The organism is Sulfitobacter sp. M85, assembly GCF_029285915.1.
In the GTDB taxonomy this organism is placed as follows: Bacteria; Pseudomonadota; Alphaproteobacteria; order Rhodobacterales; family Rhodobacteraceae; genus Sulfitobacter; species Sulfitobacter faviae.
In genome coordinates this window covers 71,904-85,457 of the sequence record NZ_JABECQ010000003.1, presented here as the reverse complement: position 1 = coordinate 85,457, position 13,554 = coordinate 71,904, and the positions used below count along the sequence as shown (strand labels likewise).

At 64.0% G+C, this 13,554-nt stretch carries 8 protein-coding genes; 3 read left to right on the top strand and 5 right to left on the bottom strand.

Features of this window, described 5'->3' with window-relative positions; all coding sequences use genetic code 11:
- Position 1: 1 nt before the first annotated feature.
- From HKX24_RS06615 to HKX24_RS06605, 3 genes are read right to left on the bottom strand one after another with little or no spacing between them, the layout of a single operon-like run.
- Entirely contained in the window at positions 2–2,356 is a 2,355-nt protein-coding gene (locus HKX24_RS06615; RefSeq protein WP_271691467.1) for a glycosyltransferase family 2 protein, read from the bottom strand.
- Entirely contained in the window at positions 2,356–2,982 is a 627-nt protein-coding gene (locus tag HKX24_RS06610) for a sulfotransferase (protein ID WP_271691466.1), read from the bottom strand. Before HKX24_RS06610 ends, HKX24_RS06615 begins: the two co-directional genes overlap by 1 nt.
- Positions 2,979–3,998, bottom strand: coding sequence for a glycosyltransferase family 2 protein (locus tag HKX24_RS06605; RefSeq protein ID WP_276153891.1), 1,020 nt, complete (start codon positions 3,996–3,998; stop codon positions 2,979–2,981). The genes HKX24_RS06610 and HKX24_RS06605 overlap by 4 nt, the downstream gene beginning before the upstream one ends.
- Positions 3,999–4,183: 185 nt before the next feature.
- Here HKX24_RS06605 and HKX24_RS06600 point away from each other — a divergent pair, with 185 nt between their 5' ends.
- Together HKX24_RS06600 and HKX24_RS06595 are read left to right on the top strand one after the other, a co-directional pair.
- Complete coding sequence (locus HKX24_RS06600) at positions 4,184–5,092, top strand: MoxR family ATPase (RefSeq protein ID WP_168613237.1); 909 nt, start codon at positions 4,184–4,186, stop codon at positions 5,090–5,092.
- 5 nt (positions 5,093–5,097) lie between these two features.
- Positions 5,098–6,357: a VWA domain-containing protein gene (locus HKX24_RS06595; protein WP_271691464.1), complete on the top strand. Its 1,260-nt coding sequence runs from the start codon at positions 5,098–5,100 to the stop codon at positions 6,355–6,357.
- Positions 6,358–6,567: 210 nt separating this feature from the next.
- Here the strand turns inward: HKX24_RS06595 and purL are convergent, their stop codons facing one another.
- Together purL and HKX24_RS06585 are read right to left on the bottom strand one after the other, a co-directional pair.
- Entirely contained in the window at positions 6,568–8,727 is a 2,160-nt protein-coding gene (gene purL / locus HKX24_RS06590) for a phosphoribosylformylglycinamidine synthase subunit PurL (protein ID WP_271691463.1), read from the bottom strand.
- A 283-nt stretch (positions 8,728–9,010) separates the two neighbouring features.
- Positions 9,011–9,922 (bottom strand): LysR family transcriptional regulator, encoded by a 912-nt coding sequence (locus tag HKX24_RS06585; RefSeq protein ID WP_209217657.1) that lies wholly within the window; start codon positions 9,920–9,922, stop codon positions 9,011–9,013.
- Positions 9,923–10,091: 169 nt separating this feature from the next.
- Between HKX24_RS06585 and HKX24_RS06580 the strand changes: the two genes are divergently transcribed.
- The gene (locus HKX24_RS06580; protein WP_276153890.1) at positions 10,092–13,508 is read left to right on the top strand and encodes an indolepyruvate ferredoxin oxidoreductase family protein; all 3,417 of its coding nucleotides are present in this window, start codon (positions 10,092–10,094) and stop codon (positions 13,506–13,508) included.
- The last annotated feature ends 46 nt before the right edge of the window (positions 13,509–13,554 follow it).

Here is a 13,554-nt window from a genome sequence, read left to right as displayed (position 1 = left end):
GTCAGCTTTCCATATCGAGGGCAAGGGCATAGGCGGCGCGCTCTGTCGCGGTTAACTTGATGTTAAGCGCTTGGCGGTAGAGATCACGGAACTCCGGTGTCTGGCGCAGTTCTTCGGCCTTGGCGCGGTGCCAGTCGAGGCCCGCTTGGTGATGTTTGCGGAGTTGGGCGTCGGTGAGGAGGTGGTTCATCTCGGCGCGCAGGCGGGGCAAATTGCGCTGGATCGACAGGTCGCGGTGGTCGTTCCAGTCCATTCGGATCCAATAGTTGATCCCGATGGAGCGGTCGACGTGAAGGGCGCGCCCGCGCTGGCGTTTGATGAGGAAGGAGTCGGCTGACCGGAGGGCATAATGGTTCAACTGTAGCAGATCATAGCCGACGTTGCTGCGCGAGGACCGCCAGCCGTTGCGCAGCGCGTCGCGCGTCATGTCGCGGCCCGCGCCGTTGACCCATTTGATCTTGGACACCGCGGCCTCGTCCAATTTGTTTGGTCGGTGGCAGGATAGTTTGCCATAGGCGCCGAGGTTGCGGAACATCGTTTTAAACCCCCATGCGGTATGGGGTTTGGGGCAAAAGCTCGGTGCGCAGTGTTCGAATTGGCCGATCACGGGGGCCTCCGACAGGGCGGCCACGCCGTTGTGGCCGAAGAGGCGCCACGTCATCGCGATATTCGTGGCCTCGGGGGCGGCGGCGAAGAAGTCTTCGAGCCTGCCGTTGCCGGTGCGGATGTTGACGAATTCGTCAACGTCGATATGCGCGATCCATTCCGCTTGGCGGACGAGCGGTTCCTCCAGCGCTTGGTTCAGCGCGTGTTGTTGGGGGGAGTTGCCTTTCCAATTGTCGTTGTTGCGGTGCTGGAGAATGCCCATGTCTTGCAGACGCCCCAAAACGGCATCGGTGCCGTCGCTGCAATCATTGGTGTAGATCAGGAAGTTATCAAAACCCACGGCGCGGTGATAGGCCACCCATTCGACGATATAGGGCGCTTCGTTTTTCATGCAGGCGACGATGACATTGCCGCTGTTGCCGGACGGCAATGTGCGCGGGGGCACGGCGGTATAGGCGGGCGCGGGTTGGTCTTCGCCCGCAGGGGCTGCGCCGTTGTGGGGGCGGAAAGGGCCGCGCAGAATGGTTTCGTGGTTGACCTTTAGTCGGGTGAGGAGCCGATCATTGGCGGCGCGCGTCTCTTCGGGGGCGTCGGGATCGTGCAACAGCGCCTCGAACCTCGCGGCAGAGCGGCGGGCCTCCTCGGCATCTGCGCGTTTTTGCGCGAGCGGGGTCGCGGTGCTGCGGATGCGGTGGGCGAAGGCGGCGAGGTATTGGGTGGCGCGAAAGCCGAACTGGGGGTCGGCTTCTTGCCACGGGGCCTCGGGCGCGTCGGGGGTAAGCGCCTGATCCAGCGCTGGAAAACGGGTGATGAGTGCGGCGTTGTCGCGGGCGAAATGGACGGAGATCGCGGCGAGGCTTCCGGGTTTGATCACGGGGCCGCCGATTTGCAGCGCCTGCAACATCTGGCTCCATGTGCTGCGCGGACAGGCGAGGTCATGGGCCTGTTGGTAGCGGATCAGCACATCGTTGAACTGCCGCATCCGCGTCAGCCAAGGCGCGGGCAGGGCCGCGAGGGCGCGCCCGGGATCGACCGGGCCGAGGGGCGTGGAAAGGCCCAAGCTCTCGGTGATCTCCGTGGACCCGGACTTGGACATAAGATGGGGCAGGTCAAGCGGGCGAAACGTAATTTTCTCTGCGCCGAAGGCGGCGGCCCAATGGGCGTGCAGCGCTTGATAATCGAGCCAAAAGGGAGGGGCTTGCACCTCGGGGAAAAGGCCGAAGTCCGGCGCGGTCTCTCTCTGGGCAAGCGCGCCCTGCCACCAGTCGCCGCGCTCGGCCAAGGCCAGTTCCTGCGTCAGCGGATGACGGCGGCTTTCGGCCACGGCAAAGCCGTAATGCGCGACCAGCGTCCGTGCCTGTTCATCAAGATGCGCGATCACGCGGATGTCGTCGAAATAGGGGCGCAGCAGATCGTGCAGGGCGCGCAGCTCCTCGGGCTGCGACAGCAGGTTGCCCAGTTGCGCCGCGCTAAACACCACATGATCGGCGCGGGTCGCGGCCAGCTCATGGGGGATCAGCGCGTGAAATTCATCGCGCAGGGTGGTGCCGATCAGGGGGCTGTCCAAGCCGCGGCGGTGCCGTAGCAGCCCCACCGCTTCCGGGGCGGCGCAAGCGGCATAGAGGCGGACGTGGTTCCAGTCAGCGGCGAGAACCCCCTGCTTGAGCAACGCGTCCTTTTGCTGTTGCAGGATGTTGCGCAGCCGGGCGGCAGCGCGTTCGGTCGGACCGATGAAGAGGGTCAGCCGCATCACCCGGCCTCCGCCTTGCCGGTGTTGCTTTGGCCCCACCACGGCAAGTCGATCTCAAGATAATCCGCGATCTTGTCGCGCGCCTCGGGGTCTTCGATGTCGAACTCCAGAAAGTTGGCACAACCGGCGAAGACGCGGCGGCAGAAGGCGAAATGCCCTTCGATCCACCGGGCAAGCTCGGCCTCGTCGCGGCCAAAGCCGCGGGGCAGCCCCGGCACATCGGCCTGTGGCAAACGGCGGCGGCCCAGGTTGTTCCAGCGCATCATGCTGTTGGCCGTTCTGGCCGGATCACGGTGCGAGAGTAGAAACTTGACCTCGGGGTGGTGGTGCTGAATGGCGTTCAGCACGCCCCAATCCGTTTGTGGCCAAAGGCTGCGGTCATGGCGCACGGCGCTCATCTCATTGATCACGTCGAACTCATGCAGCCGCGCCAACGGGTCGCCGCTGGCGAAGTAGTCGGCATAGATGATCCGCCCTACATGCGCGCCGGTGATCTCGGTAGAGCTACTTTGGCCCTTGCGAATGCGCCAATCCGCGACCTTGAGCCCGGCGTGGCGCAGCGCATCCGTGAGCGTGGTGGTGCCGGTCTTGGGCAGGCCGAGGTTGACGATCCGCGGCCCCGTCATGTGAGGCCGATCTCGGCGCGGATCCGCGCCTCGGCGGCGCAGAACGGGCTGGCTGCGCGCAGTTGCGCCTGCATCGCGCGGTAGCTCGGATCGGTCAGCAGCGCGTCGCGGCGGGCGCGGTGGGCGGCCACGGAGGCGGCATGCAGATCGGCGACGCGGGGCAGCGCTTTTAGGCGGTCGATTTCTTCATTCAAGGCGGGCAGGTAGCGCTGGATCGAGCGATCCTCCCAAGCTGCATCGTTCCGGTCGCGCCAATAGCTGTCGTCAAAAGCGCGGTGTTCGCGGTTCACGTCGCCACGGTCGTTCTTGACCAGATAGCTGTCGAGGGAGCGCAGCGCGTAGTGGTTCAGCGTGGCAAAGCGCCGTGCGCCGCGGGCGGGAAAGGCGCGGATGCGCCGTTTGGTGGCGGCACTGCGAAAGGGCTTAGGCACCTGTCGGCCTGCGCCATCGGTCCAATGCGGCTGGTGCTTCGTGTCATGGTGGAAGGGCCGGTGCGCCCCGTAGTAGCCCAAGGGAAAGTCGTGCCGGACCAAGGTCTTAACCTCAATCGCCGTATCGGCGCACCAAATGTCGGGGTTATGGCTATGAGTGAATTGCGCGATGACGGGTGCGTCGGCAAAATCCTCGACCCTGCCATTGGCGAAGAACTGGAAATGCAGCGAAATCGCCTGCGGGTTGCCGCAGGCCGTGATCAGGGCGGGCAGTCGGTGGTCGCCGACATGAATGTTCAGAAACTCATCCACATCGGCGATCCAGACCCAATCGGCCTGCGTGACGATGGGGTGACGCCGCGCATCCTTGAGCGCCTGCATCTGGTAGTTTCGATTGGTGGCCGGGTTGGGCAGATGGGTGACGATACCGTGGCGGGCAAGCGCGTCGAGCAGCGCATCGGTGCCATCGCTGCAATCGTTGGAGTAGAATAGAAAATCCGTGACCCCGATCACCCGGTTGAAGGCGATCCATTCCAGCAAAAACGGGCCTTCGTTCTTGACGCAGGTGACAGCGGTGATGCGCATGTCAGACCCCGCCGCGCCGGATCGCGATGAAAATGCTCTGTCCCATATCCGCCCCTGTGACCCCCTTGTTGCCGGAAGCCGTCGTTTATTGCGCGGGACTATGCCAGCGCGGGGAAATCCCGTCAATCTGCCGCCGCGCGGTCTGCCCTCTTGACGGGGCGGGGCGGGAATGCACCACTGGGGCCATGAAAAACATTGATACGATCGACGCGGTCCAAGAGATGCTGAGCGCTGAGGGCTATGTCTGCGACCGCGCGCTTGGGGTCGTGGTGTTCCTGAGCCTCACGCTGGGGCGGCCCCTGTTTCTGGAGGGCGAGGCGGGCGTCGGCAAGACCGAGATCGCCAAGGCGCTGGCTGCCGGTCTGGGGCGGCGGTTGATCCGGTTGCAATGCTATGAGGGGCTCGACGCCTCCAGCGCGGTTTACGAATGGAATTTTCCTGCACAAATGGTGGCGATCCGCACGGCGGAGGCAGGCGGCGGCGCTGACCGGCGCGCACTGACGCAGGAGTTGTTCAGCGACGACTACCTGATCGAACGCCCGCTATTGCAGGCGCTGCGCCCGGATGAGAACGGCGCCCCGGTGCTGCTGATCGACGAGTTAGACCGCACCGATGCGCCTTTCGAGGCGTTCTTGTTGGAGGCGTTGAGCGATTTTCAGGTGACCATCCCCGAGCTTGGCACGATCCGTGCGCCCGAGCCGCCGATTGTGATCCTGACCTCGAACCGCACGCGTGAGGTGCATGACGCGCTGAAACGCCGCTGTCTTTACCACTGGGTCGATTACCCGGATGTCTCGCGCGAGATGGCGATCCTTGCCGCCCGCGCGCCCGAGGCGGCAGAGGCGCTTAGCCGCGAGGTGGTGGCCTTTGTCCAGCAATTGCGGACCGAGGATCTGTTCAAGAAGCCGGGCGTGGCGGAGACGATTGACTGGGCGAAATGCCTGCTGGCTTTGGATGTCACAACGCTCAGCCCCGAGGTTATCGCCGATACGCTGGGCGCCGTGCTGAAGTATCAAGATGACATCGCCAAGTTGCAAGGCTCCGAGGCGGCGCGCATTCTCGATCAGGCCCGCGCATCGCTGGCGCCTGGCTGAGCACGATGGCCGAAGACCTGCCTTTGGACCTGCCCGAGGACCCCAAGCTTGCGGGGAATATCACCCATTTCGCCCGCGCCCTGCGCCGGGCGGGGCTGTCAATCGGGCCGGGGCGGGTGGTAGAGGCGGTGGAGGCCGTCGCTGCCGTGGGCTTCACCAGCCGCCGCGATTTCTATTGGACGCTCCACGCCTGTTTCGTAAGCCGCCCCGAACAGGCGCGGGTCTTTGCGCAGATATTCCGGCTCTATTGGCGTGACCCGCGGTATTTGGAGCATATGATGGCCGCGATGCTGCCCGCGATCCGCGGCGTGCAAGAGGATCGCCCCGCCACGCCCGCCGAGAAACGCGCGGCAGAGGCCCTGTTGGACGGGGCCGAGGCGCCGGAGCGGGAGGACGCGCCTCAGCCCGAGGAGACCCTCGTCGAGGTGGATGCAAGCCTGACCATGTCCGCGCGGGAACGGTTGCGGACATTAGATTTCGAACAGATGAGCCTCGCGGAAATGGCCGAGGCGAAACGGATGTTGGCCAAGCTCGACCTGCCGGTGCCGCCGATGCCAAGCCGCCACAATGTGGCGGCGGCGCGGGGGCGGATCGACGTGGCGCGCACGATGAAAGCAGCGCTGCGGCGGGGTGGAGAGGCGGACCGGCTTTATCGGAAGACACCGCGCGCGCGCTATCCGAACCTCGTCGTGCTGTGCGATATTTCCGGGTCGATGAGCCAATACAGCCGAGTGATCCTGCATTTCCTGCACGCGGTGGCCAATCGCAAGGGCGAAGGCTGGTCGCAGGTGCATGGTTTTACCTTTGGCACCCGGTTGACCAATATCACGCGTCATCTCGCGACCCGCGATGTGGACGCGGCCCTCGCGGCGGCGGGGGCGCAGGCGCAGGACTGGGAGGGCGGCACGCGGATCGGCGCGGCACTGGCAGCCTTCAACCGCGACTGGTCGCGCCGCGTCATGGGGCAGGGCGCGGTGGTGCTCTTGATCACCGACGGGCTGGACCGGGACGATCCGGCGGAACTGGCGCGGCAGATGCAGCGGCTACATCTGACCGCGCGGCGGGTGATCTGGCTGAACCCGCTGCTTCGCTGGGACGGTTTCGCGCCCAAAGCGGCGGGCATCCGCGCGATGCTGCCCCATGTCGACAGTTTTCGCGCGGGGCATTCGATTGCGTCGCTGGAAGCGCTGGCCGAGGCGATCTCGCGTCCCGATGATCTGGGGGAAAAAGCGCGGATGTTGGCGGGGTTGAACGCAGAGGTTTAGGCGGTGAGGTGAGGGAAGCAGGCTGCGGGTCTCTCCAAAACCAGAAGGTTTCGCAGCCACCCTTGATTGATCCCGGCCTGTCACCCGCCTGTCGTCGGTTCAAGCGAAATAGCCGTATCCCCTGAAGGGGCCCCTCGGCGATTTAGCTTGTCCCGCCGCCCTGCGCGCGACCGTTTGGTCTCAAGCAAGGGCGGCTCCGAAACCAGAGGTTCAGGCGAAGGTCTGGGCGAAAGTGGTCCGGTAGACCTCGCGCAGGTCCGACAGGGGCGCGGAGGTATTGCCGAAGCTGATCTTGTCGCCGCCAAAGGCGCCGACGGCGGTGACCGCTACGCCCGCTTCCTTGCCCGCGGTGATCAGGGTTTCCGCGGCTTCAGCGGTGCAGGCGACGAGGTAGCGGGCTTGGTCTTCGCCAAAGAGGGTCGCGGTGTCATCGCTTTCGATCTCGACGCCGATGCCTGCGGTTTCGGCCAGTTCGAAGGCCGCGAGGGCGAGGCCGCCGTCGCCGAGGTCGGTGCAAGCGGAGATTTGGCTGGCTTGGGCGCGGATGAATTCGCCGTGGCGGCGTTCGGTGGCGAGGTCGACATGGGGGGCGTCGCCCTCGGCCCGGTCGAAGGCTTCGGCGAGGAGGGCGGATTGGCCGAGGTGGCTGCCAGTCGCGCCGATCAGCAGGGCCACATGGCCGTCGCGCAATTGGTTGCTGATGACTTGGTCGAGGCTGTCGATCAGGCCGACCGCGCCGATGGTGGGCGTGGGCAGGATGCCCTTGCCGTCGGTCTCGTTATAGAGCGAGACGTTGCCGGACACGATGGGCATGTCGAGCGCGCCCACGGCCTCGCCGATGCCTTTGATGGCGCCGACGAATTGGCCCATGATCTCGGGCTTTTCGGGGTTGCCGAAGTTGAGGTTGTCGGTGGTGGCCAAGGGTTTGGCGCCCACGGCGCAGAGGTTCCGATAGGCTTCGGCGACGGCCTGTTTGCCGCCTTCGGTGGGGTTGGCCTTGACGTAGCGCGGGGTCACGTCGGAGGTGAAGGCCAGCGCCTTGTCGGTGCCATGCACCCGCACGATGCCCGCGCCGAGGCCGGGCAGGCGGACCGTGTCGCCCATGACCATCGTGTCGTACTGTTCGTAAACCCAGTCTTTCGAGGCGTGGTTCACGGAGCCGATCAGGGCGCGCAGACCTTCGATCGGGTCGATGCTGGGCGCATCGGTCAGCGCGGCGGCGGCGGGTGTTTCCTCCCAAGGGCGGTCGTATTCGGGCGCGGTGGAGGCGAGTTTCGACAGCGGCAGGTCGGCTTTGACCTCACCATCGAGACAGATGAGGAAGCGGTCTTCGGGGAGGGTTTCGCCCACGATGGCGAAGTCGAGGTCCCATTTGTCGAAGACGGCTTTGGCCTCGGCCTCAAGCTCGGGGCGCAACACCATGAGCATGCGCTCTTGGCTTTCGCTGAGCATCATTTCATAGGCGGTCATATGCGGCTCGCGCGTCGGGACCTTTTCAAGGTCGAGACGCACGCCGAGGCCGCCTTTGTCGCCCATTTCCACGGCAGAGCAGGTCAGGCCCGCAGCGCCCATGTCTTGGATCGAAATCACGGCGCCGGTGGCCATCAGCTCAAGCGTGGCTTCCATCAGGCGCTTTTCGGTGAAGGGGTCGCCGACTTGAACGGTGGGGCGTTTCTCTTCGATGGTGTCATCGAATTCGGCGCTGGCCATGGTCGCACCGCCGACACCGTCGCGGCCTGTTTTGGCACCGAGGTAGACCACCGGCATGCCGACACCGGAGGCGGCGGAGTAGAAGATTTTGTCCGCATCCGCGAGGCCCGCCGCGAAAGCGTTGACCAAGCAGTTGCCGTCATAGGCTTTGTCGAAACGCACTTCGCCACCAACGGTCGGCACGCCGAAACAGTTGCCATAGCCGCCGACGCCTTCGACAACGCCGTGCACAAGCTGGCGTGTCTTGGGGTGGTCGGGGCGGCCGAAGCTCAGCGCGTTCATCGCGGCGATCGGGCGCGCGCCCATGGTGAAGACATCGCGCAGGATGCCGCCGACGCCCGTGGCCGCACCTTGGTAGGGTTCGATGTAGGAGGGGTGGTTGTGGCTTTCCATCTTGAAGACCAGCGCTTGGCCATCGCCGATGTCGACCACGCCCGCGTTCTCGCCGGGGCCGCAGATCACTTGGGGGCCGTCGGTGGGCAAAGTGCGGAGCCATTTCTTGGAGGATTTATAGGAGCAGTGCTCGTTCCACATGGCCGAGAAAATGCCCATCTCGGTGTAGTTCGGCTCGCGCCCGAGGATGTTGACGACCTCGGCGTATTCCTCGGGGGTGAACCCGTGGCTGGCGATAAGGTCGGGCGTGATGGCTGGATCTTGCATGGAAATTCCCCGGCTGGCGCGTTTGCGCCCTCATACAAGGGGAAGTGCCGGGGGGGAAGTGGCTTTGGCCGCCTGCGGGCTGAAAGAAGGCGATGGGCCAAAAAAAAGGCCGAGCTAAAAGCTCGGCCAAGTCCAACAGGGAGGTATGAAGCGACGCGCCCTCAGGCTGTCAATCTTCATGATGGTGAAATAGGAGGCAGGGCTGCTCAAATCAAGGCTAATTAACATGGCAAGTCATCATGGCCGATATGCACCTATTGCATGGCTGGCCATGGGCTGCGGTTCAGCCTTCGCCCTCCACCCGTTCGCGCCATTGCTTGCGGTAGGTAATGATCTCTTCTTGAACGAAATCCTTGAAGGCGGCGACGCGTTTGGATTGGCGCAGCTCTTCTGGATAGGCGAGGTAGACCGGCACCTCGGCGGATTCGATATCGGGCATGACCTGCACGATATGGGGGAAGTCTTGGATTAGGTAGTTGGGCAGCACGCCGAGGCCAAGGTGGTGCACCACGCCTTGGAGCACGCCGAAATAGTTGTTCACCGTCAAAAGCGAGCGCAGGTCGTACATCATTAGCTCTTTGACGAGTTGCAGTCCCGCGCCGACCTGATCGCTGTCGGTGTTCTGACAGATCAACCGATGATCGGTCATATCCTCCATACGTTCAGGCGTGCCGTGTTTTTCGAGGTACTCCGGGCTGGCGTAGAGGCCCATGCGCACCGACATCAGCCGTTTGCGGACCAGATCGGCCTGGCTCGGTTCCTTCATGCGGATCGCCACGTCGGCCTCGCGCATCGGCAGGTCGAGCACGCGTTCTTCGAGCATCAGGTCGACTTTGAGGTCGGGATATTGCTCGTAGAGTTTGGGCAGACGCGGGGCCAGCCAGAGGGTGCCGAAGCCGGTCGTCGTCGTGACGCGCAGCTCGCCAAAAACCTCTTCTTCGCTGTCGCGGATGCGCGCCGCGGCGGCGTCGAGGCGTTTGGCCATGGCGGAGGTTGCGTCGAACAAAAGCTCGCCTTGTTCGGTCAGGATCAGCCCGCGCGCATGCCGGTGAAAGAGGTTGGTGTTAAGCTGCTCTTCCAGCCCGCGAATCTGTCGGCTGACGGCGGATTGCGACAGGTTGAGCTTGTCCCCCGCATGGGTCAGCGACCCCGCATCGGCCACGGCGTGAAAAATTCTGAGTTTGTCCCAATCCATGGCCCGTACTTTCCTTGCCCAGCCTTTCTCCTACCTTAATAGCCGGGAGAAAACAGCACAAACCGTCGCCTGCGGGACCGCCGTTGCGGAATAACTGCTATACAGGTCAGCAACTGTGACCTATAATCCGGGCAATCATGCAAGACTGACGTGCTAGGGAGGGCCCGCCATGACGACGCAAAAGATTTCACTCAACGACCGTTTCGACCTCGACAAGAGCCCGGTGCTGCTGAACGGCACGCAGGCGCTTGTGCGCCTGATGATGATGCAATCGGCGCGCGACCGGGCGGCGGGGCTCAATACCGCGGGCTATGTGACCGGCTACCGCGGCAGCCCGCTGGGGGGCGTGGATCTGCAGATGCAGCGCGCACAGAAGTTCCTGACCGACTACAACGTGCGTTTCGAGCCGGGTCTGAACGAAGACCTCGCGGCGACCATGCTTTGGGGCAGCCAGCAGGCCGAACTGCGCGGAGAGGGTAAATACGACGGCGTCTTCGGCCTGTGGTACGGCAAGGGGCCGGGTGTGGACCGCACCGGCGACGTGATGCGCCATGCCAACATGGCGGGCACCTCGCCCCATGGTGGCGTGCTGATGGCCATGGGCGACGACCATACCGGCGAATCCTCTACCGTATTGCACCAGTCGGAATGGGCGATGGTCGATGCCTATATGCCCGTGGTCTCGCCCGCCGGCGTGCAGGAAATTCTCGACTACGGCATCTATGGTTGGGCGCTGAGCCGCTTCTCGGGCCTCTGGGTCGGGCTGAAGACCATGAAAGACACCGTTGAGGCCACCAGCGTGGTCGACGGCAATCCGAACCGCATGAAGCTGGTCATCCCGGAGTTCGACATGCCGGAAGGCGGGCTCAACATCCGTCTGAACGACACGCCGCACCTGCAAGAGGCGCGGATGATCGACTACAAGCGCTTCGCGGCTGAGGCGTTCTCTCATGCCAACAAGATGGACAAGCGGGTCTGGGGCAAACGCGGGGCCAAGATCGGCTTCGCCGCTGCTGGCAAGAACTGGCTCGACCTCGTGCATGCGCTGAACCTGCTGAACATCGATGCGAACGAGGCCGAGCGCCTTGGCATCACCACCTACAAGATCGGCCAGACCTTCCCGCTCGACATGCAGGGCTTCCATGATTGGGCCGATGGCCTCGATCTGGTGGTCGTGGTCGAAGAGAAGCGCAAGCTGATCGAGGTGCAGATCAAGGAAGCGCTGTTCAACGACACGCACCGCCGGGTCTACGGCTGGCACAAGGGTGGTGCGGGGATGGAACATGGCGAAGAGCTGTTCCCGACCCGCGGCGCGCTCGACCCCATCCTGATCGCCGAAAAGATCGGCGGCATCCTCTTGGAGGAAGGCCGCGAAACCGATGGCATTCGCGCAGGCCTTGAGGCGCTCAACGAAGCGCGCCGCTCGGACAATGCCGAGGATATCGCCGCACGCCTGCCGTATTACTGCGCAGGCTGCCCGCATAACTCCTCGACCAAGGTGCCCGTGGGATCCCGCGCCTATGCGGGCATTGGCTGTCACTACATGGTGCAATGGATGGACCGCGAGACGACGGGCTTCACCCATATGGGTGGCGAGGGCGCGAACTGGATCGGGGAGGCGCCGTTCTCGAATACCGAGCATGTGTTCCAGAACCTCGGCGACGGCACCTATAACCACTCCGGCGTGCTAGCCATCCGGGCGGCCATCGCGGCGGGGACGAACATCACCTACAAGATTCTCTACAACGATGCGGTTGCCATGACCGGCGGGCAGCACAACGAAGGCGACCTTGACGCCTACCGCATCGTCGAAGAGTTGAAGGCGATGGGCGTGAAGAACGTCGCGGTTGTCTACGACCAGAAGGAAGACGTGGACCTGTCACGCTTCAAGGGTGTCGAAATCCACGAACGTGCCGAAATGCCGAACGTGCAAAAGGCCTACCGCGAGCACAAGGGCGTGTCGGCCATCGTCTACATCCAGACCTGCGCCGCCGAAAAGCGCCGCCGCCGCAAGCGCGGGCTGTTCCCGGACCCCGACAAGCGCGTCTTCATCAACGAGGACGTCTGCGAGGGCTGCGGCGATTGCGGCGTGCAGTCGAACTGCGTGGCCGTGGTGCCGAACGAGACCGAACTGGGCCGCAAGCGCGCCATCGACCAGTCGCAGTGCAACAAGGATTTCTCCTGCCTCGACGGGTTCTGCCCCTCTTTCGTGACGCTGGAAGGCGCCAAGATCCGCAAAGATCCGACTACCGATCTCAGCATTCCCGACCTGCCGATGCCCGACCTGCCCAAGATCGACGGCACCCATAACGTCGTCATCACGGGCGTCGGCGGCACCGGCGTCGTGACCATCGGCGCGCTGCTGGCGCAGGCGGCACAGCTTGACGGCAAGGGCGCGGGCATGATGGAGATGGCGGGCCTCGCCCAGAAGGGCGGTGCGGTGCATATCCACTGCCGTCTGGCCGAACGCCCCGAAGACATCAGCGCGATCCGCGTGGCCACTGGCGAGGCACATGCCCTCATCGGCGGCGATCTGGTGGTCTCTGCCGGCCACAAGACGCTGGGTCTGACCCGTGCGGGCCAGACCGGGGCGGTGGTGAACTCGCACCAGATCATCACCGGGGACTTCACCCGCGATACTGAGTTCCAGATGCCCTATGACCGGCTGAGCCTCGCGCTTGAGGCGCGGCTGAAGGATGACGTGGCGATGTTCGACGCCTCGGATCTCGCTAAGGCGACTTTGGGCGACTCGATCTTTTCCAACATGATGATCTTCGGTGCCGCGTGGCAGCGTGGCCTGCTGCCGCTGACGTTCGAGAGCCTGATGCAGGCGATCGAGATGAACGGCGCGGCGGTGGAGCGCAACAAACGGGCCTTCGAGATCGGTCGCTGGGCCGTGCTCTACCCTGAGGACGCGCGGAAGGTGAGCCAGCCCGATAACGTGGTCGAACTGCCCAAATCGCTGGGGGAAAAGATCGCCTTCCGTGAGAACCACCTGACCGACTATCAGGGCAAGGGCTTGGCCAAACGCTATACCAAGATGCTCGACGGTATCGAGGATCGTGACGTCAAGGCGGCGGTGGCCTTGGGGTATCATAAACTCCTGAGTTACAAGGACGAATACGAGGTCGCCCGCCTGCTGATCACCAGCCGCGACAAGGCACGCGCGCAGTTCGATGGCGACTTCAACATGACCTTCCACATGGCGCCTCCGCTGATCTCGAAGATGGGGCCGAATGGCCGTCCGCAGAAGCGTGAGTTCGGCCAGTGGCTGGAAGGGCCGCTGCGGGTCATGGCGAAGTTCAAAGGGCTGCGCGGCACGCCGCTCGATCCCTTCGGCTATACCGCCGAGCGCAAGATGGAGCGTGCGTTGATCAAGCAATATGAGGCCGATATGGCCGAGGTGCTGCCAAAGCTGACCGACCAGACCCGCGACGCCATCGTGGCGCTGGCCGAACTGCCGCTGCAAATCCGCGGTTTCGGACCGGTCAAACAGGCCAATGAGGCGAAGGCCGCGAAACGGCGCGAAGAACTGCTGGCGGTGATCCGCGCAGGCGGCACGGCCACGGCCAAGGCGGCGGAGTAATACCGCTGTTACATCTTTGCCTTAAAGTGTCCGCCTAGACGATCCT

Coding starts and splice junctions, on each gene's coding strand:
- HKX24_RS06610 (WP_271691466.1), bottom strand. CDS start 2,982: ATGACGGGGCCGCGGATCGTCAACCTCGGCCTGCCCAAGACCGGCACC.
- HKX24_RS06615 (WP_271691467.1), bottom strand. CDS start 2,356: ATGCGGCTGACCCTCTTCATCGGTCCGACCGAACGCGCTGCCGCCCGG.
- HKX24_RS06600 (WP_168613237.1), top strand. CDS start 4,184: ATGAAAAACATTGATACGATCGACGCGGTCCAAGAGATGCTGAGCGCT.
- HKX24_RS06580 (WP_276153890.1), top strand. CDS start 10,092: ATGACGACGCAAAAGATTTCACTCAACGACCGTTTCGACCTCGACAAG.
- HKX24_RS06605 (WP_276153891.1), bottom strand. CDS start 3,998: ATGCGCATCACCGCTGTCACCTGCGTCAAGAACGAAGGCCCGTTTTTG.
- HKX24_RS06585 (WP_209217657.1), bottom strand. CDS start 9,922: ATGGATTGGGACAAACTCAGAATTTTTCACGCCGTGGCCGATGCGGGG.
- HKX24_RS06595 (WP_271691464.1), top strand. CDS start 5,098: ATGGCCGAAGACCTGCCTTTGGACCTGCCCGAGGACCCCAAGCTTGCG.
- purL (WP_271691463.1), bottom strand. CDS start 8,727: ATGCAAGATCCAGCCATCACGCCCGACCTTATCGCCAGCCACGGGTTC.